Source organism: Modestobacter sp. SYSU DS0875, from assembly GCF_054050915.1.
In genome coordinates, this window is record NZ_JBJHAH010000018.1 from 53,562 (window position 1) to 75,932 (window position 22,371).

Below are 22,371 nucleotides of genomic sequence, written 5' to 3' on the forward strand. Positions count from 1 at the left end.
CCTCAGGCCGCCGGGGCGTCCCCGAGCTGCCGGCGCAACCGGTCGGCGTCGGTGCCCAGCTGCTGGAGGACCCGGCCGACGAGGGGGTCGCCGACCTCGAGCAGCCCGGCGAGCACGGCCGCGCTGTCGATGGCCCGGGCCCGCCGGCGGACCTTCGACCGCAGCACGTGGCGCAGTGACTCCTCGAGGGCGCGCTTGCTGCCGTCGGCGAACGGGATGTGCCCGGATCGCCCGCTCCCACCGCGGTCCAGCGCGCCGGGGCCGAACGTGGCCTCTGCGGCTGCGCGCACCCGGTCGAGGTCGATGCCCACGGCGGCGAGGGCATCGGCGTCCAGTGCGCTGCCGGAGCGTTCCAGTGCCGAGCGGACAGACGGGTGGTCGGCGCCCGCAGCCCGCAGCACGGTCCCGCCGCGACCGGGGTCCCCGGCCAGTGCGAGCAGCAGGTGCACCGGCTCGATCCGGTCGGCCCGGAGGCCGCGGGCGTGCGCCTGGGCGTCGACCACGACCTGCCGGGCGTCGTCGGTGAAGCGTTCGAACACGTCAACGGTCCCTTCTCGAGGTGGCGTGCTTCTTGTGGACGGCCTGCCGGCTGACGCCGAGCGCCTCGGCGATCTGCTGCCAGGACCACCCGCGGTCGCGGGCGCTGGCCACCTGGAGCGTCTCCAGGCGGTCGGCCAGCTCGCGGAGGGCGCGGACGGCGCGCAGCCCGGTCGCCGGGTCGTCGGCCGCGGCGGCCGCGGTGACGTCGGTGGTGGACATGGCCGTCAACGTAAGTTGACGACAGTCCCCTGTCAACTGAAGTTGACGACCGCAGTCCCGTACGCTCCCGGGCGTGTCTGCACCCACTGCTGAACGCACCCTCGTCCTGGTCAAGCCCGACGGCGTGGCCCGCGGCCTGGTGGGCCAGGTGATCGCCCGGCTCGAGGCCAAGGGCCTCCGCCTGGTCGCCGCCGAGCTGCGCACGCTGACCACCGAGGTCGCCGAGACCCACTACGCCGAGCACCGCGAGCGGCCGTTCTTCGGCTCGCTGGTGGAGTTCATCACCAGCGCCCCGCTGATGGCCCTGGTCGTCGAGGGCCCGCGGGCCATCGAGGCGTTCCGCGCGCTGGCCGGCGCGACCGACCCGGTCAAGGCCGGCCCCGGCACCATCCGCGGTGACTTCGCCCTCGAGGTGCAGGCGAACATCGTGCACGGCTCGGACTCGCCCGAGTCGGCCGCGCGCGAGATCGCGCTGTTCTTCCCGCAGCTGGGCTGAGCCGCTCGGCCGGATCGGTGACGTGGAGGCGCTGTTCAGCCCGGCCGCGTCACCGGTCCGGCTGAGGTCGGCGGGTCAGTCCGTCAGGTCGGCGTCCTCGACGGGCTCCTCGGGGGAGGTCCACGCCAGGTGCCAGTAGGTCAGCAGGCCGCTGGTGAACCACAGCAGGAAGCCGAGGCAGAGCGCCAGGGCGACTTCTCCGGTGCGGCCGACGAGGACGACCGCGCCGGCCCACGCAGCGAAGGTCAGCGCCGCGCTCGGCCAGGCCACGGCGCTGTGCGACTGCTCGCCGAGTCGTCGCTGGTGCTCGTCGAGCGACCGCTTGTCCCGGTCGAGAACGCCGCGGATGCCCAGGTTCAGCACCGAGTGCAGCGGGATGAACGAGAACATGCCGATCGTCCAGGCGGCGAAGAACCACGTCGACCACCCCTCCCCGATCGTCGCGGCGACGAGGGTGGCGGCGACCAGTGCCGCGAGCAGCGTCGCCTCGGCGACGACCGCCCGGCGGCGGACGTGTGGGCGCCGGGCCCAGGAGTAGCGCTCGTCCTCGAACGTGCGGGCGAGGTAGGTCGGGGTCGGCGAGTGCGTCATGACGTCCTCCTGAGGAGTTCCTGGCTGAGCGAGGGCAGGGGCTCGAGGGAGAAGACCGCCTCGACCGGCAGGTCGAAGTACCGGGCGATGCGCAGCGCGAGGGCGAGGGACGGGCTGTACTCGCCGCGCTCCACGTAGCCGATGGTCTGCGGGTGCACGCCGACGGCCTCCGCCAGCTCCTTCCGGCTCACGCCCCGGTCGGCGCGCAGCACGCCGATGCGGTCGTACACCTTGTCCGCTTCACTCCGCGGCTGTCGTCCCATGCCACGAACCGTAGCATTATTACTATCCGTCGAGCAATGAATCGTGGTCTTCGTGGTGACTGGCGACGTCCGGGTGCCGACACGCAGGTCCCGCCGCGCGGGGTCGGCGCGGCCGCCCACCCGTCGGAGGGGGGAGCTGGTGCGCGGTGGCGTCTACCCTGGGCAGGTCATGACTGGTGAGTCCCTGTACCCCCGCCTCGAGCCGTTGCTGGCCCAGGTCCAGAAGCCGATCCAGTACGTCGGCGGTGAGCTCAACGCCCAGGTGAAGCCCTGGGACGACGTCGCCGTCCACTGGGCGCTGATGTACCCCGACGCCTATGAGGTGGGCCTGCCCAACCAGGGCCTCATGATCCTCTACGAGGTGCTCAACGAGCGCTCCGACGCCCTGGCCGAGCGCACCTACGCCGTCTGGCCCGACCTGGCTGCGCTGATGCGCGAGCACGGCGTCGGCCAGTTCACCGTCGACAGCCACCGGGCGGTGCGCGACTTCGACCTGCTGGGCGTCAGCTTCGCCACCGAGCTGGGCTACACCAACCTGCTCGAGGCCCTCGACCTCGCCGGGGTGCCGCTGCACGCCGTCGACCGCGACGAGACCCATCCGGTCGTCGTCGCCGGCGGGCACGCCGCGTTCAACCCCGAGCCGGTCAGCGACTTCATCGACTGCGCAGTGCTCGGCGACGGCGAGCAGGTCGTCGGCGACATCACCGACGTCGTCGCCGCCTGGAAGGCCCAGGGGCGCCCCGGCGGCCGGGTCGAGCTGCTGGCCCGGCTGGCCCGGGTCGACGGTGTGTACGTGCCCCGCTTCTACGCGGTCACCTACGCGGCCGACGGCGCGATCGCCGAGGTGCTGCGCACCCGCGACGACGTCCCGGCGCGGGTCGGCAAGCGCACCGTCATGGACCTCGACGAGTGGCCCTACCCGAAGCAGCCGCTGGTGCCGCTCGCCGAGAGCGTGCACGAGCGGATGAGCGTGGAGATCTTCCGGGGCTGCACCCGCGGCTGCCGGTTCTGCCAGGCCGGGATGATCACCCGCCCGGTGCGCGAGCGCACCATCACCGGCATCGGCTCGATGGTCGACGCCGGGCTGAAGGCCACCGGCTACGAGGAGGTGGGCCTGCTCTCGCTGAGCAGCGCCGACCACTCCGAGATCGGCCAGCTGGCCACCGAGCTCGCCGACCGGTACGAGGGCACCAACACCGGGCTGTCGCTGCCCTCCACCCGGGTCGACGCGTTCAACGTGACCCTGGCCAACGAGCTGTCCCGCAACGGCCGCCGCTCCGGGCTGACCTTCGCCCCCGAGGGCGGCAGCGAGCGGATCCGCCGGGTGATCAACAAGACCGTGTCCAAGGAGGACCTGGTCCGCACGGTCACCACCGCCTACGCCAACGGCTGGCGGCAGGTGAAGCTGTACTTCATGTGCGGTCTGCCCACCGAGACCGACGAGGACGTGCTGGAGATCGCCGAGCTGGCGGTCGAGGTCATCCGCGCCGGCCGCGAGGCCAGTGGCAGCAAGGACATCCGCTGCACCGTCTCCATCGGTGGCTTCGTGCCCAAGCCGCACACCCCGTTCCAGTGGGCCGGGCAGGCGAGCGCGGAGACGATCGACCACCGGCTCAAGGTGCTCCGCGAGGCGATCAACGCCGACCGGCGCATCGGCCGCTCCATCGGCCTGCGCTACCACGACGGCAAGCCCGGGGTGATCGAGGGCCTGCTCTCCCGCGGCGACCGCCGGGTCGGCCGGGTCATCGAGCGGGTGTGGCGCGACGGCGGCCACTTCGACGGTTGGAGCGAGCACTTCTCCTACCAGCGGTGGACGACGGCCGCGGCGGAGGAGCTGGCCCCCTTCGGCGTCGACCTGGACTGGTACACCACCCGGGAGCGCACCGAGCACGAGGTGCTGCCCTGGGACCACCTGGACTCCGGGCTGGACAAGGAGTGGCTCTGGGAGGACTGGCAGGAGGCGATCTCCGAGGAGGAGGTCGGCGACTGCCGGTGGACCGGCTGCTACGACTGCGGTGTCTGCCCGACGATGGGCACCGAGATCCAGATCGGCCCGACCGGGCGCAGCCTGCTGCCGCTCACGGTCGTCCGCTGATGGCGGCCCGCTGATGGCCCGCCAGCCCGACGGGCCGCCCCCGCCGCCGACCGTGCAGAAGCTGCGGCTGCGCTACACCAAGCGCGGGGCGCTGCGCTTCGCCTCGCACCGCGACCTCGCCCGGGCGCTGGAGCGCGCACTGCGCCGCGCCCAGGTGCCGATGGCGTTCTCCGCCGGCTTCAGCCCGCACCCGAAGATCAGCTACATGGGCGCGGCGCCGACCGGGGCGGCCTCGGAGGCCGAGTACGTGGAGATCGGCCTCTCCCAGCGTCGCGACCCGGAGCAGGTGCGTGCCGCCCTGGACGCGTCGCTGCCGCCGGGCATCGACGTGCTGGAGTGCGTCGAGGCGGGGGAGGGGACCGGCTCGCTCGCCGACCGGCTCGACGCCACCCGCTGGCGGATCGACCTGCCCGGCGTCGCCCCGGAGCAGCTCTCCGCGGCCCTCGCCGAGCTGCTCGCGAGGGAGACCGTGACGGTCACCAAGCGGGCCAAGACCGGCACCAAGGACGTCGACGTCCGGGCCGCCGTCGTCCGCGCGTCGGTGGCCGGGGACACAGGTTGTGCCATACTGCAGGTGGTCGTACGGCAGCTCACGCCGACCGTGCGACCGGACGACGTGATGGCTGCCCTGGCTGTCGTCGCCGACCTGCACCCGCCGTCGCCCCCACGGGCCGTGCGTGAGGCGCAGGGCCGGCTCGACGAGAGTGGTGACGTCGCCGACCCGCTCGACCCAGATCGTGCGACGCGTTCCTGCTGCCAGGAGGAACGGGCGCAGGTCTGACCGGCGGGGCCGGGTGCCGGACGCCGTCTGCGACACGTCTGCCAGCCGTGGCGCGACCCGAGAGCTCTGCACCACCGCACCACCCGCGATCCTGCTGCACCACCGGGCCCCAGCCGCACCGGCCGGGGCACGAACAGACTTCGCGGGCCGGCCGACCCCGCCGCACCTCGGTGTGGCCGCCCGACCCGCCCAACCCGCGTTCCTGCGCGGCCGCCAGTCGGAGACGATCGGCGCCCGGGGACGCACCAGGAGGCGAGCCCTTCGTGGCCGACCGCATCGACGACAACGACAGCACCACCGACGCACCGGAGGTCCAGCCGGCCGCTGCGCCGCCGGGCTCCGAGCCAGCCCCGGACACCGGTGCGGCGACCGAGCCGGAGACCCCGGTGGACGAGCCGGACGACGAGCCCGCCGAGGACGAGACGGTGCAGGACGCGGCCGCCGAGGCGTCCCCGGAGCCGGTCGCGCCCCAGCCGGCGGAGGAGGCGGAGGCGCCGCGCTTCGGCGCCCAGTTCAGCTCCCCGGAGCCGACCGCCGTCACCGCGCGCCCGCGCCGCCGGGCCACCCGCCCGGCGCTGGCCGCCGACCCCGACTCGGTCACCCCGCCGCCGCCGGCCCCGCCGGTGGCTCCGGCCTTCGTCAGCTTCATGGCCCCGCCCGAGCCGGAGGCCGTCTCCCCGCGCCGGCGCAGCCGGCGGACCGAAGCCGAGTCCCCGGCCGACCCGGAGGCGGCCCCCCGGGCCGACCGCGACGAGCAGCCCGCCGCGCCGACGCGACGCTCCCGGCGGCGTCGTCCCGCGGACGCCGAGGACGGCACCCCCGACGTCGAGGACGTCGCCGCCCTCGCTGCCGCCGAGCAGCAGGCCGACCGGTCTGACGACGGGCAGGACACCGACGAGCGCGACACCGACGACCGGGACACCGACGACCGGGACACCGACGACCGCGACGGCGACGACGGTGGCTCGGCCAGCAGTCGGCGGCGCCGCCGAGGCCGTCGTGGCCGGGGCCGGGGCCGGTCCGGGGACGACTCGGCCGACACCGACGAGGACGCACCCGGGCAGACCGCCGGGGCGACCCGCGGCGAGGACACCGACGACGCCGAGGAGTCCGGCGGCGCCGACGACGCCGAGGACACCGACGACGCCGAGGGCAGCAGCGGGTCGAGCACCCGTCGCCGGCGGCGCCGTCGTCGCCGGGGCAGCAGCGGCGAGGCCGGCGACGACGCGACCGAGGACGCCGACGACCGCCCCGAGCGGGCCGGTCGCAACGGCCGGGTCAGCAGCGAGGACGACGTCAAGGGCGTCGCTGGCTCGACCCGGTTGGAGGCCAAGCGCCAGCGCCGCCGGGAGGGCCGCGACGGCGGTCGCCGCCGGGCGCCGATCCTCACCGAGTCGGAGTTCCTCGCCCGCCGTGAGGCGGTCGACCGGGCCATGGTCATCCGCCAGCAGGGCGAGCGGACCCAGATCGCCGTCCTCGAGGACGACGTCCTGGTCGAGCACTACGTCACCCAGGCGCAGGCGACCTCGTTCGCCGGCAACGTCTACCTCGGCCGGGTGCAGAACGTGCTGCCCAGCATGGAGGCGGCGTTCGTCGACATCGGCAAGGGGCGCAACGCCGTCCTCTACGCCGGTGAGGTCAACTGGGACGCCGCCGGCCTGACCGGCAAGTCCCGCTCGATCGAGACCGCGCTGAAGTCCGGCGACAAGGTCCTGGTGCAGGTCACCAAGGACCCGATCGGCCACAAGGGTGCCCGGCTCACCCAGCAGGTCAACCTGCCGGGCCGGTTCCTGGTCTACGTGCCCGGCGGCTCGATGACCGGCATCAGCCGGAAGCTGCCGGACAAGGAGCGCACCCGGCTCAAGGACATCCTCAAGAAGATCGTCCCCGAGGACGCCGGCGTGATCATCCGGACCGCGGCGGAGGGCGCCTCGGAGGAGGAGCTCACCCGCGACGTGGCCCGGCTGCAGGCGCAGTGGGAGGTCATCCAGACCAAGGCCGCCTCCACCAGCAGCGCCCCGACGTTGCTCTACGGCGAGCCCGACCTGGCGATCCGGGTGATCCGCGACGTCTTCAACGAGGACTTCAAGCGGCTGGTCGTGCAGGGCGACGACGCCTGGGACACCGTCGAGGCCTACGTCGCGCACGTCTCCCCGGAGCTCTCCGAGCGGCTGCAGCGCTACACCGGCACCGGTGACGTCTTCCGCGACCTGCGCATCGACGAGCAGCTGGCGAAGGCGCTGGACCGCAAGGTGTGGCTGCCCTCGGGCGGGTCACTGGTCATCGACCGCACCGAGGCGATGACCGTGGTCGACGTCAACACCGGCAAGTTCACCGGCTCCGGGGGCAACCTGGAGCAGACGGTCACCCGGAACAACATCGAGGCCGCCGAGGAGATCGTCCGCCAGCTCCGGCTGCGCGACATCGGCGGGATCATCGTGATCGACTTCATCGACATGGTCCTGGAGAGCAACCGCGACCTGGTCCTGCGGCGGCTCACCGAGTGCCTGGGGCGCGACCGCACCAAGCACCAGGTCGCCGAGGTCACCTCGCTCGGCCTGGTGCAGATGACCCGGAAGCGGGTCGGTCAGGGCCTGCTGGAGGTCTTCTCGGAGCCGTGCGAGCACTGCCGCGGCCGGGGTGTGCTGGTGCACACCGATCCGGTCGACGAGAAGCGTCGCGGCGGCAGCGGTGGCGGCAACGGCAACGGCAACGGCAACGGCAGTGGCAGCGGCCAGGGGAACGGTGGCGGCCGCAACCGCGACCAGAACCGGGCCGACAACGCGGGCAAGAACTCGGGCAAGGACTCGGGCAAGGACTCGGGCAAGGACTCGGGCAAGGACTCGGGCAAGGACTCGGGCAAGGACTCGGGCAAGGACACCGGCAAGGAGTCGGTCAGGGCGTCGTCCGGTGCGGAGGCCGGTGTCGCCGCCGACCCGGCGACGTCGGGCGAGGCGTCCGGCGGGGCCGCAGGCGCCGAGGAGCAGGGCGGTGAGCCCGGCACCGAGGGCCGCAGCAGCCGGCGCAGCCGGGGACGGCGTGGGCGCGGGCAGTCCGGGGAGGCCCGGGCCGCCGAGGACGCCGCGGTGCTCGCCGCCAGCGGCGCGGACGGTGACGCCGCCGGCCGGACCGCCCAGGGTGACACCCCGGGCACGCCGGAGGAGTCCCTCCCCGACGGGGCGGCGACCGCGGAGGTGGCGGAGCCGGCCGAGGTCCCGACCGAGGCACACAGCGGGGCTCCGGCCGCGACCGAGGCGGCCACGCCGGACACGGTGCTGGCCGGCCGCCTCAGCGAGACCCCTCAGGCCCCGGCCGTCGGACCGGACGAGGTGCCGTCCACCGAGCCGGACGAGGCGCCGGTGGTCGCGGAGTCGGTGCCCCTGGAGTCGGTGCCCCTGGAGTCGGTGCCCGTGGAGTCGGTGCCCGTCGTGGCGCCCGACGCGCCGGTGCCGCCGGTCGTCGTCGCCCCGCAGCCGGTGGCGGAGCCCGATGCGCCCGCCGCGGAGTCCGCTCCCGACCCGGGGGCTCCGGCGCTCGCCCGCCCGCGTCGTCGCCGGGCGGCGTCCCGCCCGGCCGGGCCGCCGGCCTCATGACGGGCTCCGTGCAGGGGCCCACCGCTCGCACGCTCGCGGCGGGGCCCTGCACGGGGGCCGTGTTCGACCCGGACGCCCGGGCTCGGGTACGCTGGCCGGGTTGCCGCTGCGCGGAGGCACGTCGAGTGCCTGGCGCATCACCTCAGCAGAGGTCGGCGGCCCGTCCAGCACCTGGCCACCGTGCCGGAGTGCGCGCAGGACACAGTGCTGGATACGTAGGAACCGATCGAGGAGTCAGTGGTGTACGCAGTCGTCAAGGCCGGTGGAGCGCAGCACAAGGTGGGTGTCGGTGACACGTTCACCATCAACCGCCTCGCCGGGGAGGCCGGTGACACGATCACCCTTCCGGCCCTGCTGCTGGTCGACGGCGACACCGTCACCACCGACGCGCAGGCGCTGGCCGGCGTGACCGTGACCGGCGAGATCGTCGAGCACGGCAAGGGCCCGAAGATCAAGATCCACAAGTTCAAGAACAAGACCGGGTACCACAAGCGGCAGGGGCACCGTCAGCCCCTGACCAGCGTCGTGGTCCGCGACATCACGAAGGGCTGACGACGACATGGCACACAAGAAGGGCGCCTCGTCCTCCCGCAACGGCCGCGACTCGAACGCCCAGCGCCTGGGCGTGAAGCGGTTCGGCGGTCAGGTCGTCAAGGCCGGCGAGATCATCGTCCGCCAGCGCGGCACCCACTTCCACCCGGGCCTGGGCGTCGGCCGCGGCAAGGACGACACGCTGTTCGCCCTCGAGCCGGGCGCGGTCACCTTCGGCCACCGTCGTGGTCGCCGGGTCGTCTCGGTCTCCGCGGTCGAGACCGCTGGGGTCTGAGCACCGACAGCTCTCGAACCACCTGAGCACCACCGGGTGGCGGCGCCGGATCCCGGCGCCGCCACCCGTTCCACATGTAGGCACAGTTCGGCCGTAGACGCAGAGAGGCGGCGACCATGGCCGCTTTCGTCGACCGCGTGACGGTCCACGTGGCCGCAGGCAAGGGTGCCAACGGGGTCAGCTCCGTGCACCGCGAGAAGTTCAAGCCCCTCGGTGGGCCCGACGGCGGGAACGGTGGCGACGGCGGCGACGTCGTCGTCGAGGTCGACCCCAGCGTGCACACCCTGCTGGACTTCCACCACCACCCGCACCAGAAGGCCGGCAACGGCAAGCAGGCCGCCGGCAACTACCGCAACGGTGGCCGCGGCGAGGACCTCGTGCTCCGCGTCCCCTCGGGCACCGTGGTGAGCATCGGCGGGGAGGCCGTGGCCGACCTGGTCGGCGCCGGGGCCCGCTTCGTGCTGGCCCGCGGAGGCAAGGGCGGGCTCGGCAACGCCGCGCTGGCCAACGCCCGCCGCAAGGCCCCCGGCTTCGCCCTGCTCGGTGAGCCCGGCGAGGCCGTCGACGCCGTCCTGGAGCTCAAGAGCATCGCCGACGTCGGCCTGGTGGGGTACCCCTCGGCGGGCAAGTCCTCGCTGGTCGCCGCCATGTCCGCGGCCCGGCCGAAGATCGCCGACTACCCGTTCACCACGCTCGTGCCGCAGCTGGGCGTGATCCGCTCCGGCGACACCACGTACACGATGGCCGACGTCCCCGGGCTCATCCCCGGCGCCTCGGTCGGCAAGGGCCTGGGCCTGGAGTTCCTCCGGCACGTCGAGCGCTGCGCCGTGCTGGTGCACGTCATCGACATGGCCACGATGGAGCCCGGTCGCGACCCGGAGACCGACATCGAGGCGCTCGAGCACGAACTGCGCGAGTACGGCGGCGAGGAGCTGGACCTGGTGGGCCGGCTGCGGATCGCCGTGCTCAACAAGATCGACGTGCCGGACGCACGGGAGCTCGTCGACCTGGTGCGCGCCCCGCTCGAGGAGCGCGGGCTGACCGTCTTCCCGATCAGCGCGGCCACCGGCGAGGGCCTGGCCGAGCTGGGCTTCGCGCTCGCAGCCGCCGTCGAGGAGCACCGGGCCGCGCTGCCGGAGCTGCCGCCGGCGCCGATCACCCTGACGCCGCGCGCGGTCGACGACGGCGGCTTCACCGTCGAGCCCGACCCGCGCACCGACGGCTGGCTGGTCCGCGGTGTCCGCCCCGAGCGGTGGGTCCGGCAGACCGACTTCAGCAACGACGAGGCGGTCGGGTACCTCGCCGACCGGCTCAACCGGCTGGGCGTGGAGGAGGAGCTGGCCAAGGTCGGCGCCGTCCCCGGTGACGCGGTCACCGTCGGCGACGTCACCTTCGACTGGGAGCCGACCCTGCCGGCCGGCACGCTCAGCGTCGAGGAGACCGCCGGCCTGGGCGGCCGGGGCACCGACACCCGGCTGGAGACCAACACCCGGCTGTCGGCCGACGAGCGGTTGGCGGCCAAGAAGGCCCGGCGGCTGCCCTACGAGCTGGCCGACGCCGACGGCTCCTTCGACCAGGAGCTCTTCGAGGGCGACAGCGACCGGTGAGCGTGCGGGCGGAGATCGCCGGCGCACAGCGGGTGGTCGTGAAGGTCGGGTCGTCGTCGCTGACCACGCTGCCCGGCGGGCTGGACGAGGACCGGCTGCGTGCGCTGGTCGACGTCCTGGGGGCCCAGCGCGCGGCAGGCCGGGAGGTCGTGCTGGTCTCCTCCGGCGCCATCGCCGCCGGTCTGGCGCCGCTGGGGCTCGACAGCCGCCCCCGTGACCTGGCCACTGCGCAGGCCGCGGCCAGCGTCGGGCAGCTGCGCCTGGTGCAGACCTACGCCGACGCCTTCGCCGGGCAGGGGGTGACCGTCGGGCAGGTGCTGCTCACCGCCGACGACCTCACCCGGCGCAGCCACTACCGCAACGCCCGGCAGACCGTCGAGCGGCTGCTCATGCTCGGCGTCCTGCCGATCGTCAACGAGAACGACACGGTCGCGACCGAGGAGATCCGCTTCGGTGACAACGACCGGCTCGCCGCGCTCGTGGCGCACCTGGCGGTCGCCGACGCACTGGTGCTGCTCTCCGACGTCGACGGCGTCTACGACGGCGACCCGCGCACCGGCCCGGCCCAGCTGGTCGACACCGTGCGCAGCCGGGAGGACCTGGCCGCGGTCACCCTCGGGTCGGCCAGCCGCAACGGCGTGGGCACCGGGGGCATGGCCACGAAGGTCGAGGCCGCGTTCATCGCCTCCGCGGCCGGCGTGCCCGTCGTCGTCACCTCCACGCCCCAGGCGGCCGCGGCGCTGGCGGGGGAGCGGGTGGGCACCCTGTTCGCGCCCAGCGGCCGGCGCCCCTCGGCCCGGCAGTTCTGGCTGCGGTACGCCAGCCGGCCGCGCGGCCGGCTGCTGCTCGACGAGGGGGCGGTGCGCGCCGTCCGGGAGCGGCACGCCTCGCTGCTGGCCGCGGGCATCACCGGGGTGGCCGGGGAGTTCCTCGCCGACGACCCGGTCGAGCTGGTCGGCCCCGACGGCGTCGTCGTCGCCCGGGGCCTGGTGGCCTACGACGCCCGCGAGCTGCCCGGCCTGCTCGGCCGCAAGACCGGTGACCTCGACCCGGAGCACCGCCGCGAGGTGGTGCACCGCGACGAGATGGTGCTCGTCGGGCGCCGCGCCCCGGCCTGAGAGACTGCCTGCCGTGACCGTGCGACCCATCCGCGAGATCGGCGACCCGGTGCTGCGCACCCCGGCCGACCCGATCCGTGTCTTCGACGCCGACCTCGCCGCGCTCGTCCGCGACCTGGAGGAGACCGTCGACCACCCCGGCCGGGCCGGCGTGGCCGCCACCCAGATCGGGGTGGGTCTGCGGGTGTTCTCCTACAACGTCGACGGCGTGATCGGGCACCTGGTGAACCCGGTGATCACCGAGCGGTCCGAGGAGACGCAGGACGGCGACGAGGGCTGCCTGTCCATCCCGGGGCTCTACGCCCCCACCGTGCGGGCGATGCACTGCGTCGCCGAGGGCTTCGACGTGCACGGGGAGCCGCTGCGCCTGGAGGGCAGCGGGCTGATGGCGCGCTGCCTGCAGCACGAGGTCGACCACCTGGACGGCAAGCTGTTCGTCGACCGGCTGACCGGTGAGGCGCGCAAGCGGGCCATGCGCGCGCTACGTGCCTGAGCTGCCGGCGGCCGAGCCGGCCGGCTGGGGCCCGGTCGCGCTGACCGGTCAGCTGGTGACGCTGGCGCCGCTGTCCCTGGCCGACGCCCCTGACCTGGCCGTCGCCGCGGCCGACGGGCGGCTGTGGGAGCTCTGGTACACGTCGGTGCCCACGCCCGAGGCGATGGCCGACGACGTCGCGGCCAAGCTCGCTGCCCAACAGGCGGGCACGATGCTGCCCTTCGTCGTCCGCCGTCGGGGCACCGGGGACGCGCTCGGGGTGACGACCTGCTGCAACCTCGACCGGGCCACCCCGCGGCTGGAGATCGGCTACACCTGGACCCGGGCATCGGCCCAGCGCTCCGGGGTGAACAGCGAGAGCAAGCTGCTCCTGCTGCAGCACGCGTTCGAGGTGCTCGGCTGCGTCGCGGTGGAGTTCCGCACGCACTGGCACAACCGGCAGTCGCAGGCGGCGATCACCGCGCTCGGCGCCAAGCAGGACGGGGTGCTGCGCAGCCACCGCCGCCAGCCCGACGGGTCGTTGCGCGACACCGTTGTCTTCTCGATCACCGCCGACGAGTGGCCGGCGGTGCGGAGCAACCTGCGCTCCCGCCTCGCCCGCCACTCCGCCCGGGATCAGGAGACCTGATCGTGCGGGCTCCTGGCTCAGCTCCCACCGTGAGCCAGGAGCACGAGAGGTGAGCTCGGACGGGGGACCGCCGCGTAACCTCGACGCGTGTCCGACGCCGACTTCCCGCTGATCGGCGCCGCCGCGGCGCGTGCCCGCGAGGCCGCCCGCGTGCTGCGCACCCTGCCCACCGAGACCAAGGACGCCGCGCTCGCCGCGATGGCCGAGGCGCTGGTCGAGCGGGCCGACGAGGTGCTCACCGCCAACGCTGCCGACGTCGAGGCGGCCGCGGCCGACGGCACCCCGGCCTCGGTGCTCGACCGGTTGCGGCTGGACCGACCGCGGGTGGCGGCGGTCGCCGACGCGCTGCGCCAGCTGATCGCGCTGCCCGACCCGGTGGGCGACGTCGTCCGCGGCTCGACGCTGGCCAACGGGCTGCAGCTGCGCCAGGTCCGGGTGCCGCTCGGGGTGGTCGGGATCGTCTACGAGGCCCGGCCCAACGTCACCGTCGACGCCGCCGGTCTCTGCCTGAAGAGCGGCAACGCGGCGCTGCTGCGCGGGTCGGCGTCGGCGCACCGCACGAACACCGCGCTGGTGGCCGTGCTCACCGAGGCCGCCGAGAAGGCCGGCCTGCCGGCCGGTTCGATCGCCCTGCTGCCGGCCGACCGGGCGTCGGTGGGCGAACTGCTGGCCGCCCGCGGGCTGGTCGACGTGGTCATCCCGCGCGGCGGGGCGTCGCTGATCCAGCGGGTGGTCCGCGAGGCGGTCGTGCCGGTGATCGAGACCGGCGTGGGCAACTGCCACGTCTACGTCGACGCCTCGGCCGATCCGGCGATGGCCGAGGCGATCGTGCTGAACGCCAAGACCTCCCGGGTCAGCGTGTGCAACTCCGCCGAGACGCTGCTGGTGCACCGCGACGTCCCCTTCCTGCCGCGGCTGCTCGCGGCGCTGGCCGAGGCCGGGGTGACGCTGCACGGTGACGAGGCCGCGCGGGGGGCGCACGACGCCGTCGTCCCGGCCACCGACGAGGACTGGGCGACCGAGTACCTGTCGCTGGACATGGCCGTGCGGGTGGTCGAGGACCTGCCGCAGGCGCTGGACCACATCGCGCGGTGGGGGAGCGGGCACTCCGAGGCGATCGTCGCCGACTCCGCGTCGGCGATCGCCGCCTTCACCGCGGGGGTGGACGCCGCGGCGGTGCTGGTCAACGCCTCGACCCGGTTCACCGACGGCGGCGAGTTCGGGTTCGGTGCCGAGATCGGCATCTCCACCCAGAAGCTGCACGCTCGCGGCCCGCTGGGGCTGCCGGAGCTCACCTCGACGACGTACGTGGTGACCGGCAGCGGCCACGTCCGCTGACGGGGGCACCGCGCTCCACCCCCGGTGTAGCGAGACAGCACCGTCCACATGTGTCAGGGTGTGCGGCGGCGGGCGGCTGCCCGCGGGTGCCCGGGGTCTCCCACCGGGGGACCGGCGGCACGGGGGCGCCGGTCACCGGGCCCGCGCGACGGCAGCCGTCCGCCCCTGGCCGCCCGGTCCCACGGGATCCGGTGGTCGGGCGACCGGATCCCGCGACGCCGGGCTAGGCTCGGTCGGTGGCAGCGCGTCGACTCGGGGTGATGGGTGGCACGTTCGACCCCATCCACCACGGGCACCTGGTGGCCGCCAGTGAGGTGGCCGAGCTGTTCGGGCTCGACGAAGTCGTCTTCGTCCCGACCGGCCAGCCCTGGCAGAAGTCCGAGCGCGGGGTCAGCCCGGCCGAGGACCGCTACCTCATGACGGTGATCGCCACGGCGTCCAACCCACGCTTCTCGGTCAGCCGGGTCGACGTCGACCGCCGCGGCCCGACCTACACCATCGACACCCTGCAGGACCTGCACCGCGAGCACCCGGACAGCGAGCTGTTCTTCATCACCGGTGCCGACGCGCTGGCCCAGATCGTCGGCTGGCGGGACACCGACAAGCTGTTCGACCTGGCGCACTTCGTCGGGGTGACCCGGCCGGGCTACCAGCTCGGGGACGCCGATCTGCCGGCGGGAGCGGTGAGCCTGGTCGAGGTGCCCGCGCTGGCGATCAGCTCCACCGACTGCCGCGACCGGGTCCGGCGGGGCCGGCCGGTCTGGTACCTGGTGCCCGACGGTGTGGTGCAGTACATCGAGAAGCGCGGCCTGTACCGCACCGAGGGCACCGGCCGCCCCGCGGTCGGCCGCCCGACCGCCGGCCGGCAGACGCCCGAGCCCGCCGAACCGACGCTGCCCGACGACCCAGCCCCCGGGGACACCTCGTCCCCCGATCTGCAGGAGATGCCCCGATGACCGCCTCGGCCGAGGCCCGAGAGACCGCGCTGATCGCCGCGCAGGCCGCGTCGGACAAGCTCGCCACCGACGTCTCGATCGTCGACGTCAGCGACCGGCTCGCCATCACCGACGCCTTCGTCCTGGCGTCGGCTCCCAACGAGCGTCAGGTGCAGTCGATCGTCGACGCGGTCGAGGAGCGGCTGCGCGACCACGGGGTCAAGCCCGTGCGACGTGAGGGCGTCGCAGAGTCCCGCTGGGTCCTGCTTGACTTCGTCGACGTCGTCGTGCACGTCCAGCACGCCGAGGAGCGCGCCTACTACGCGCTCGAGCGGCTGTGGAAGGACTGCCCGGTCATCCCCTTCGTCGACCGGTCCACGCCTGCCGCCGCGCAGGCGCCGGTGGCCGCGACCCCGGACGCCGACGCCGACGCCGACGAGTCGACCGAGGACGCCGGGTCGGGCACGACCGACCGGTGAGCGAGGCCGCGCCCGCCGCCCCGCCGGTCCGCCGGCTGCTGGTCTGGCGCCACGGGCGCACCGAGTGGAACGCCAGCGGGCGCTTCCAGGGGCAGCTCGACCCGCCGCTGGACGCGGAGGGACGGGCGCAGGCCGCTCGTACCGCACCGGTGCTGGCGGCGGGCCTGGACCCGGCCACCACCGTGCTGGTCTCCAGCGACCTGCAGCGCGCCCGGGACACCGCCGGTGCCCTGGGGTCGCTGCTGGGACTGCCCGTGCAGGTCGATGCCCGGCTGCGTGAGCACGGCCTGGGCAGCTGGGAGGGGCTGACCCGCGCCGAGGTCGCCGAACAGCTGCCCGAGCAGTACGCGGAGTGGGTGGCCGGTCGTCCGGTGCCCGGCCGCGGCGGGGAGCTGCAGGCCGACGTCGCCGCCCGCGCCCTGGCGGCGGTGGCGGACCTGCCGCCGGCCGAGACCGCGGTGCTGGTGACCCACGGCGGCACTGCCGGCCGGCTGCTGGAGGTGCTGCTGGACCTCGGGCCGGAGCACCGGAGGATCTTCGGCCCGCTCGGCAACTGCCACTGGAGCGAGCTGTCGTTCCAGGCGTCGGGCTGGCGGCTGATGCGGCACAACTCGGCGGTGCCCACGCCTGGTCCGGTCGAGGGTGGGCCGGGCGTCCACCGGGACCGCGGACCGTCCGGGTCCGATGCGCCGGACGCACCGCTGCCGCCCGCCGGCGCGAGCCCCGAGGAGGGGGCGCCGGCGCAGGACGCCGACGCCGACGGCTGAGTTGTCCGGTCCTCAGGGCCCCGTGGGTGGGAACGGCCGGCGCAGCGCCGGTTAGCCTCCGCCCATGTCCGTCGCCGTGGTCACCGACTCCACGGCCTACCTGCCGGCAGAGGTCGTCGCCGAGCTGGGCATCGAGGTCGTGCCGCTGTACGTGGTGCTGGCCGGCCGCTCCGGCTGTGAGGGCAGCGACGTCACCTCCACCGAGGTGGCCCGCGCGCTGGCCGTCCGCGGCGGGCACGTCACCACCTCCCGGCCCACGCCCGGTGACTTCGTGGCCACCTACCGCCGGCTGCTGGGCGGCGGCGCCGACCGGGTCGTCTCCGTGCACCTGTCCGGTGAGCTCTCCGGCACCTGGGACGCCGCCCGGGTGGCGGCCGGGCAGGTGGGCGAGCACCTGGTCACCGTGCTGGACTCCCGCTCGGCCGCCATGGGCAACGGGTTCGCGGTGCTGGCCGCGGCACGGGTGGCGGCCGCCGGTGGCAGCGCGGAGCAGGTGGCGCAGGCGGCCCGGGAGACGGCCGCGGCCAGCCGCACGTTCTTCGTCGTCGACACCCTCGAGCACCTGCGCCGCGGCGGCCGGATCGGGTCGGCAGCCGCGTGGCTGGGCACCGCGCTGGCGGTCAAGCCGGTGCTGCACGTGACCGACGGCCGGGTCGTCCCGCTGGAGAAGGTGCGCACCTCGGCCCGTGCGATCAGCCGGCTGGTGCAGCGTGCCGCCGAGGTCGCCGGGGACCGCCCGGTCGCTGCCGCCGTGCACCACCTCGCCGCCCCCGAGCGGGCGGACCGGCTCGCCGATCAGTTGCGCGTGCGCCTGCCCGGTCTGCGCGAGCTGCACGTCAGCGAGCTCGGGGCCGCGATCGGCGCGCACGTCGGCCCCGGTGCGGTCGGTGTGGTCGTCGCCCCGACCGCTCACGGCGCGGACTGATCGGAGGCGACGCGCGAGGCGGCGGGCGGACGGCACCGGCCCACCGTGCCGTGCTGGCAGCTCAGGTCGCCCGCCGCCGTCCACAGCCGGGACCTCCGTCCACAACCTGGTCGGAGGCGGTGCGGGACGCGGCGCGGTCTCCCTAGCGTCCTCGGCGTGCGCCCCTCGCCCCGTCGCAACGACGACGACGTCATCCGTGCCCGGCTGCGGGCACTGCTGGCGGAGGGACAGCGCCCGGGCGGCTGGGTCCCCGACGAGGACGAGGGCCGGTCGGAGGGGCCCGGCGACCGCGAGCCGGACGATCCTCGCGACGGCACAGCGCGCCGGCCCTCCTGGGCACCCGACGACACGCCGACGACCCCGCTCGGCGAGCCGGCCGAGGAGCAGGGCCTGCCCCCTGGGCTGGGGCGCCACCGGGCCCCCGGGCCGGCCGCGCGGGTGAGCCCGGGCCGGCCGGGTGCGTGGACGCTGTGGGCGGTCGCCGTCCTCGCCGCCGCGGTGGTGGTCGGCTGGACCTGGGCCGACCGGCCGACGGTGGACCAGGTGCCGGCCGGGTCCAGCTCGGCGGCGTCCCCGGGCCCGCTGCCGACGGCCCCGTCGCCGGCCCAGGCGAGCAGCGAGCCGTCCGCCGCTGCCGAGGTGGTCGTGTCGGTGATCGGCCAGGTCGCCTCACCCGGGCTGGTCACCCTGCCGGCGGGCTCACGGGTCGCGGACGCGCTGGCCGCCACCGGGGGGCTGCTGCCGGAGGCCGATCCCGCATCGGTCAACGCGGCAGCGGTCCTGGTCGACGGCGAGCAGCTCGCCGTGGGGCTGCCGGGGGCGGTCCCCGGGCCCCCGGAGGCAGCCGGAGGTCACACCGCCGGTGGGCTGCTCGACCTGAACCGGGCCACGGCGGCCGAGCTGGACGCCCTGCCGGGCATCGGCCCGGTGCTGGCCCAGCGGATCGTCGAGCACCGGACCACCCACGGCCCCTTCGCCAACGTCGAGCAGCTGGACGACGTCAGCGGCATCGGGCCGGCGACCTTCGCCGAGCTCGTCGACCGGGTCACGGTCTGACGTGCCGGCCGGACGACGGTCCACCGCGCGTCGTCCGGTGCCGGTGCACCGGGTGCTGGCGGCCGGTGGCTGGCGCTGGCTCGACCTGCGACTCGTACCGGTCGCGGCCACCGTCTGGCTGCTGACGCTGGCCGCGCCGCTGCTCTCCCCGGGTCTGCTCCTCGGCCTGGCGGGGAGCGCTGCGGTGGTCGCCGTCGTCCTGCTCGCCGGCCACCGGGCCGGCGCGGCGCTGGTCCTGGTCGGGTGCCTGGCCGCGGTCACCGTCACCGGCGCCGTCGCCGGCGTGCGGAGCCAGGCCCGGGACGACTCACCGCTGACCGGGCTGGCCGCCCGGGGCGCCGTGGTCTCCGTGGCCTTCGAGCTCAGCGCGGACCCCCGGCCACTGGCCGGCAGCCCCGAGCGGGTGCTGGTGACCGGCCAGGTCAGCGAGGTCGACGGCCACCCCACCGGTGGTGACCGGGTGCTGCTGTTCGGCTCGGCGGAGGAGTGGCGGGGCCTGCTGCCCGGCCAGTCGGTGACGGTGCGGGCCTCGCTGCGCCCGGCCGGCCCGTTCGACGACGTGCTCGCGGTCCTGTCGGCGCGCTCCCCACCCCAGCCGGTGGGTGGCGCCGGTGCCGTGCAGTCGGCGGCGGGGACCCTCCGCGCGGGGCTGTCCGCGGCGGCGGACCGCACGCTGCCCGATCCCGCGGCCGGCCTGCTGCCGGGGCTGGTCGTCGGCGACACGTCCGGCTTGGACGAGGTGCTCATCGGGGAGTTCCGCCGCTCCGGGCTCTCCCACCTGCTGGCGGTCTCCGGTGCCAACGTGGCGATCGCGGTGGGGCTGGTGCTCGCCCCGTTCCGGGCCCGCGGCAGCGACCGGCGGCTGCAGGCCCTCGTCGGCGTGCTGGCCATCGCCGGGTTCGTGGTGCTGGCCCGGCCGGAGCCGAGCGTGCTGCGGGCCGCGGCGATGGGTGCGGTGGCGCTGCTCGCGCTGGCCTCGGGCCGCAGCCGGGTCGCCGTCCCGGCGCTGGCGGCGAGCGTCACCCTCCTGCTGCTGATCGACCCGGCGCTGGCTCGTGACCCCGGGTTCGCCCTGTCGGTCACCGCGACCGCCGCGATCGTGCTGCTGGCCCCCGGCTGGTCCCGCCGGCTGCGGCGACGGCGGCTGCCCCGGCCGGTCGCCGACGCGGTGGCGGTGAGCGCGGCGGCCGGGCTGGCCACCGCCCCGCTGGTCGCGGCCCTCTCCGGTGCGGTGAGCCTCGTGTCGCTGCCGGCCAACCTCCTCGCCGCTCCGGTGGTCGCGCCGGCGACCGTGCTCGGCCTGCTGGGCGCGCTGGTCTCCCCGGTGACCCAGATCGGAGCCGACGCGCTCACCTGGCTGGCCGGGTGGCCGGTGCGCTGGCTGGTCCTGGTCGCCCGGACGGCAGCCGCCGTCCCCGACGGTGCGGCGCCCTGGCCGGCCGGGCGGACCGGTGCCCTGGTGCTGGCGCTGCTGCTCGGGTCCGTCTGCTGGGCGCTGGTCCGCTGGCCGCGGTTGCGCGGGCTGGCGCTGGCCGCGTTGCTGGGTGCGGTGGTCGTGGGCTGGCCGCTGCGCCAGGCGGGGCGGGGCTGGCCGCTGCCGGAGACCGTGGTGGTCGCCTGCGACGTCGGACAGGGCGATGCCCTGGTGTTCCCGACCGGGCCGCGCGAGGGGGTCCTGGTCGACGCCGGACCCGACGCGGCACTGGTCGACGGGTGCCTGGACCGGCTGGGCGTCGACCACCTGCCGCTGGTGCTGCTCTCGCACCTGGACGCCGACCACGTCGGTGGGCTGGCCGGGGCCCTCACCGGTCGCGCGGTGGGTGAGGTCGCCACCGGTGCCCTGGCCCCGGACGAGGACCGGCTCCCGGCGGTCCTGGAGGTCCTGGGCCAGGTGGGTGGGCGGCACGCCGTCCTGCGACCGGGGGAGCGGCGCACGGTGGGCGGGGCCGTCTTCGACGCGCTCGCCCCCGATCCGGCCGAGGCCACCGCGGGCGCCGACGCCAACCAGCTGTCCCTGGTGGTGCGCGCGGAGCACCGCGGACTGCGGGTGCTGCTCACCGGTGACGTCGGCGAGGAGGCGGAAGTCCGGCTGCGCAGGTCCGGGGTCGACCTCACCGCCGACGTGCTGAAGGTGCCGCACCACGGCAGCGGTGACGTCGACCCGGCCTTCGTCGCCGCGAGCCGGGCGCGCGTGGCGCTGATCTCCGTGGGCGCCGACAACAGCTACGGGCACCCGGCGCAGAAGCTGCTCGCGGCGCTCACCGAGGCCGGGATGCGGGTGCACCGCACCGACCGGGACGGCGACGTGGCGGTGGTCGGCCGGGCGGGGGAGTGGGGCGTGGCGGTGCGCGGCCCGGACACCGTGCTGCGCGGGGCGGCCGCGCCCGAGCCGGCCGGCCCGCTGCTGACGGCGACGGTCCCGGTGCGCCGGGCGGCAGCACGGTCGTGTCGGGAGCGCGTGGCAGCATGGCCGCGTGGCTGCTGCACCCCCCGCTCCGACGTCCCGGCTGCGGTTGGTGGTCGGCGAGGAGGAACTGCTCCGGGCCCGCGCCGTCGCCGCGGTGCGCGCCGCGGTCCGCGACCGCCACCCCGACGTCGAGGAGCACGAGCTGGTCGCCGCCGGCCTGCCGCTCGGGGACCTGGCCGACGTGCTGTCCCCGTCGCTGTTCGGCGGGCACCGGCTGGTCGTCGTCGCCGGCGTGCACGAGGCCGCGGCCGCTCTCGCCGACTCCCTGACCGCATACCTGAAGGACCCGGACCCCGAGCTCACCCTGGTGCTGGTGCATGGCGGCGGGAAGCGCAACGAGGCCCTGCTGAAGGCGTTCAAGGCCGCCGGGGCAGCGGTCGACGAGTGCCCGAAGATCAGCTCGGCGGGGGAGCGGGTCGCCTTCGTGCGCAACGAGGTCCGCCACGCCGGTGGCCGGATCACCCCCGATGCGGTCACCGCCCTGCTCGACGCGGTCGGCAACGACCTGCGCGGGTTGTCGGCGGCGGCGAGCCAGCTGGTGTCGGACTTCGGCGGCAGCATCGACGCCGACGACGTCGCCCGCTTCCACCGCGGGCAGGCCGAGGTCACCGGCTTCACCGTCGCCGAGCGGGTGCTGGTCGGCGACACCGCCGGGTCGGTGGAGATGCTGCGGTGGGCGCTGGACCGTGGCGTGGCGCACGTCCTCATCGCCGACGCCCTGGCCGACGGCGTCCGCACGGCGGCCCGCGTCGCCTCGCTGAACACCTCGAACATCGGCGAGCTCGCCCGGCAGCTGAAGCTCCCGCCGTGGAAGGTGAAGAAGGCGCAGAGCCAGGCCCGGGGCTGGAGCATCGACGCGCTGCAGCAGGCGATCGGCGTGGCCGCCGAGCTGAACGCCGACGTCAAGGGCGCGGCCGCGAGCGCCGACTACGCGCTCGAGCGGGCGGTGCGCCGGATGGTGGCCATCCGGGCGGCCGGCGGTGGACGGGCCCACGCCGGTCGTTGACCCGGTGCCCCCGGGCACGTGCTCAGCCGCCGACCGGCCGGTCAACGCGTCGGGGGGGGGGGGGGCGGGGGGGGGGGGGGGGGGGGGGGGCGCGGGCGCGGGGGGGGGGGGGGGGGGGGGGGGGGGGGGGGGGGGGGGGGGGGGGGGG

At 75.4% G+C, this 22,371-nt stretch carries 21 protein-coding genes and 1 pseudogene; 18 read left to right on the top strand and 4 right to left on the bottom strand.

The window, feature by feature from the left end:
- Positions 1 to 2: 2 nt before the first annotated feature.
- Both ACI79Y_RS12695 and ACI79Y_RS12700 read right to left on the bottom strand, forming a co-directional pair.
- A complete protein-coding gene (locus tag ACI79Y_RS12695) occupies positions 3 to 539 on the bottom strand; it encodes a Clp protease N-terminal domain-containing protein (RefSeq protein WP_457158819.1) in 537 nt (178 codons plus the stop codon).
- Between the two features lies 1 nt (position 540).
- Entirely contained in the window at positions 541 to 759 is a 219-nt protein-coding gene (locus ACI79Y_RS12700; protein ID WP_457158820.1) for a helix-turn-helix domain-containing protein, read from the bottom strand.
- A gap of 73 nt (positions 760 to 832) precedes the next feature.
- Here ACI79Y_RS12700 and ndk point away from each other — a divergent pair, with 73 nt between their 5' ends.
- Positions 833 to 1,255, top strand: coding sequence for a nucleoside-diphosphate kinase (ndk, locus tag ACI79Y_RS12705; RefSeq protein WP_457158821.1), 423 nt, complete (start codon positions 833 to 835; stop codon positions 1,253 to 1,255).
- A gap of 75 nt (positions 1,256 to 1,330) precedes the next feature.
- On the opposite strand, the gene ACI79Y_RS12710 is transcribed toward ndk, so the two are convergent.
- Together ACI79Y_RS12710 and ACI79Y_RS12715 are read right to left on the bottom strand one after the other, a co-directional pair.
- The gene (locus tag ACI79Y_RS12710; protein WP_457158822.1) at positions 1,331 to 1,846 is read right to left on the bottom strand and encodes a hypothetical protein; all 516 of its coding nucleotides are present in this window, start codon (positions 1,844 to 1,846) and stop codon (positions 1,331 to 1,333) included.
- Positions 1,843 to 2,109 carry a helix-turn-helix transcriptional regulator gene (locus ACI79Y_RS12715; RefSeq protein ID WP_457076588.1) on the bottom strand — a complete coding sequence of 89 codons (267 nt, stop codon included), beginning with the start codon at positions 2,107 to 2,109 and terminating at the stop codon, positions 1,843 to 1,845. Before ACI79Y_RS12715 ends, ACI79Y_RS12710 begins: the two co-directional genes overlap by 4 nt.
- 169 nt (positions 2,110 to 2,278) lie before the next feature.
- Between ACI79Y_RS12715 and ACI79Y_RS12720 the strand changes: the two genes are divergently transcribed.
- The 17 genes and pseudogenes from ACI79Y_RS12720 (at position 2,279) to holA (ending at position 22,223) form a co-directional block, all read left to right on the top strand.
- A complete protein-coding gene (locus tag ACI79Y_RS12720; protein WP_457158823.1) occupies positions 2,279 to 4,204 on the top strand; it encodes a TIGR03960 family B12-binding radical SAM protein in 1,926 nt (641 codons plus the stop codon).
- Positions 4,205 to 4,217: 13 nt separating this feature from the next.
- Positions 4,218 to 4,985, top strand: coding sequence for a TIGR03936 family radical SAM-associated protein (locus ACI79Y_RS12725; protein ID WP_457158824.1), 768 nt, complete (start codon positions 4,218 to 4,220; stop codon positions 4,983 to 4,985).
- A gap of 263 nt (positions 4,986 to 5,248) precedes the next feature.
- Positions 5,249 to 8,578, top strand: a complete 3,330-nt coding sequence (locus ACI79Y_RS12730) for an Rne/Rng family ribonuclease (RefSeq protein WP_457158825.1) — start codon at positions 5,249 to 5,251, stop codon at positions 8,576 to 8,578.
- Positions 8,579 to 8,818: 240 nt separating this feature from the next.
- Positions 8,819 to 9,130 carry a 50S ribosomal protein L21 gene (gene rplU, locus ACI79Y_RS12735; RefSeq protein WP_153360663.1) on the top strand — a complete coding sequence of 104 codons (312 nt, stop codon included), beginning with the start codon at positions 8,819 to 8,821 and terminating at the stop codon, positions 9,128 to 9,130.
- A 7-nt stretch (positions 9,131 to 9,137) separates the two neighbouring features.
- Positions 9,138 to 9,404, top strand: a complete 267-nt coding sequence (rpmA, locus tag ACI79Y_RS12740) for a 50S ribosomal protein L27 (RefSeq protein ID WP_457076582.1) — start codon at positions 9,138 to 9,140, stop codon at positions 9,402 to 9,404.
- Between the two features lie 116 nt (positions 9,405 to 9,520).
- The gene (obgE, locus tag ACI79Y_RS12745; protein WP_457158826.1) at positions 9,521 to 11,011 is read left to right on the top strand and encodes a GTPase ObgE; all 1,491 of its coding nucleotides are present in this window, start codon (positions 9,521 to 9,523) and stop codon (positions 11,009 to 11,011) included.
- On the top strand, positions 11,008 to 12,129 hold the full coding sequence (gene proB, locus ACI79Y_RS12750) for a glutamate 5-kinase (RefSeq protein ID WP_457158827.1): 1,122 nt from the start codon (positions 11,008 to 11,010) through the stop codon (positions 12,127 to 12,129). Before obgE ends, proB begins: the two co-directional genes overlap by 4 nt.
- Before the next feature lie 13 nt (positions 12,130 to 12,142).
- Positions 12,143 to 12,622, top strand: a complete 480-nt coding sequence (gene def / locus ACI79Y_RS12755) for a peptide deformylase (protein ID WP_457158828.1) — start codon at positions 12,143 to 12,145, stop codon at positions 12,620 to 12,622.
- Entirely contained in the window at positions 12,615 to 13,250 is a 636-nt protein-coding gene (locus tag ACI79Y_RS12760; protein WP_457158829.1) for a GNAT family N-acetyltransferase, read from the top strand. The genes def and ACI79Y_RS12760 overlap by 8 nt, the downstream gene beginning before the upstream one ends.
- Positions 13,251 to 13,337: 87 nt before the next feature.
- Complete coding sequence (locus ACI79Y_RS12765; RefSeq protein ID WP_457158830.1) at positions 13,338 to 14,588, top strand: glutamate-5-semialdehyde dehydrogenase; 1,251 nt, start codon at positions 13,338 to 13,340, stop codon at positions 14,586 to 14,588.
- 236 nt (positions 14,589 to 14,824) lie between these two features.
- The gene (gene nadD / locus ACI79Y_RS12770) at positions 14,825 to 15,544 is read left to right on the top strand and encodes a nicotinate-nucleotide adenylyltransferase (protein WP_457158831.1); all 720 of its coding nucleotides are present in this window, start codon (positions 14,825 to 14,827) and stop codon (positions 15,542 to 15,544) included.
- Positions 15,541 to 16,002 (top strand): ribosome silencing factor, encoded by a 462-nt coding sequence (gene rsfS, locus ACI79Y_RS12775; protein WP_457158832.1) that lies wholly within the window; start codon positions 15,541 to 15,543, stop codon positions 16,000 to 16,002. The genes nadD and rsfS overlap by 4 nt, the downstream gene beginning before the upstream one ends.
- Entirely contained in the window at positions 15,999 to 16,769 is a 771-nt protein-coding gene (locus ACI79Y_RS12780) for a histidine phosphatase family protein (protein ID WP_457158833.1), read from the top strand. Before rsfS ends, ACI79Y_RS12780 begins: the two co-directional genes overlap by 4 nt.
- A 64-nt stretch (positions 16,770 to 16,833) precedes the next feature.
- A complete protein-coding gene (locus ACI79Y_RS12785; RefSeq protein WP_457158834.1) occupies positions 16,834 to 17,694 on the top strand; it encodes a DegV family protein in 861 nt (286 codons plus the stop codon).
- 156 nt (positions 17,695 to 17,850) lie between these two features.
- A complete protein-coding gene (locus ACI79Y_RS12790) occupies positions 17,851 to 18,750 on the top strand; it encodes a helix-hairpin-helix domain-containing protein (RefSeq protein WP_457158835.1) in 900 nt (299 codons plus the stop codon).
- 616 nt (positions 18,751 to 19,366) lie between these two features.
- Positions 19,367 to 20,245, top strand: a pseudogene (locus ACI79Y_RS12795) (ComEC/Rec2 family competence protein); the annotation flags it as partial.
- A 979-nt stretch (positions 20,246 to 21,224) separates the two neighbouring features.
- Positions 21,225 to 22,223, top strand: coding sequence for a DNA polymerase III subunit delta (gene holA / locus ACI79Y_RS12800; protein ID WP_457158836.1), 999 nt, complete (start codon positions 21,225 to 21,227; stop codon positions 22,221 to 22,223).
- Positions 22,224 to 22,371 lie beyond the last annotated feature (148 nt).

What these genes read in the sequence shown, in the direction of transcription:
- ACI79Y_RS12700 (WP_457158820.1), bottom strand. Translation starts at nt 759, where the DNA reads ATGTCCACCACCGACGTCACCGCGGCCGCCGCGGCCGACGACCCGGCG.
- ACI79Y_RS12710 (WP_457158822.1), bottom strand. Translation starts at nt 1,846, where the DNA reads ATGACGCACTCGCCGACCCCGACCTACCTCGCCCGCACGTTCGAGGAC.
- ACI79Y_RS12715 (WP_457076588.1), bottom strand. Translation starts at nt 2,109, where the DNA reads ATGGGACGACAGCCGCGGAGTGAAGCGGACAAGGTGTACGACCGCATC.
- ACI79Y_RS12720 (WP_457158823.1), top strand. Translation starts at nt 2,279, where the DNA reads ATGACTGGTGAGTCCCTGTACCCCCGCCTCGAGCCGTTGCTGGCCCAG.
- ACI79Y_RS12725 (WP_457158824.1), top strand. Translation starts at nt 4,218, where the DNA reads ATGGCCCGCCAGCCCGACGGGCCGCCCCCGCCGCCGACCGTGCAGAAG.
- rpmA (WP_457076582.1), top strand. Translation starts at nt 9,138, where the DNA reads ATGGCACACAAGAAGGGCGCCTCGTCCTCCCGCAACGGCCGCGACTCG.
- obgE (WP_457158826.1), top strand. Translation starts at nt 9,521, where the DNA reads ATGGCCGCTTTCGTCGACCGCGTGACGGTCCACGTGGCCGCAGGCAAG.
- rsfS (WP_457158832.1), top strand. Translation starts at nt 15,541, where the DNA reads ATGACCGCCTCGGCCGAGGCCCGAGAGACCGCGCTGATCGCCGCGCAG.
- ACI79Y_RS12785 (WP_457158834.1), top strand. Translation starts at nt 16,834, where the DNA reads ATGTCCGTCGCCGTGGTCACCGACTCCACGGCCTACCTGCCGGCAGAG.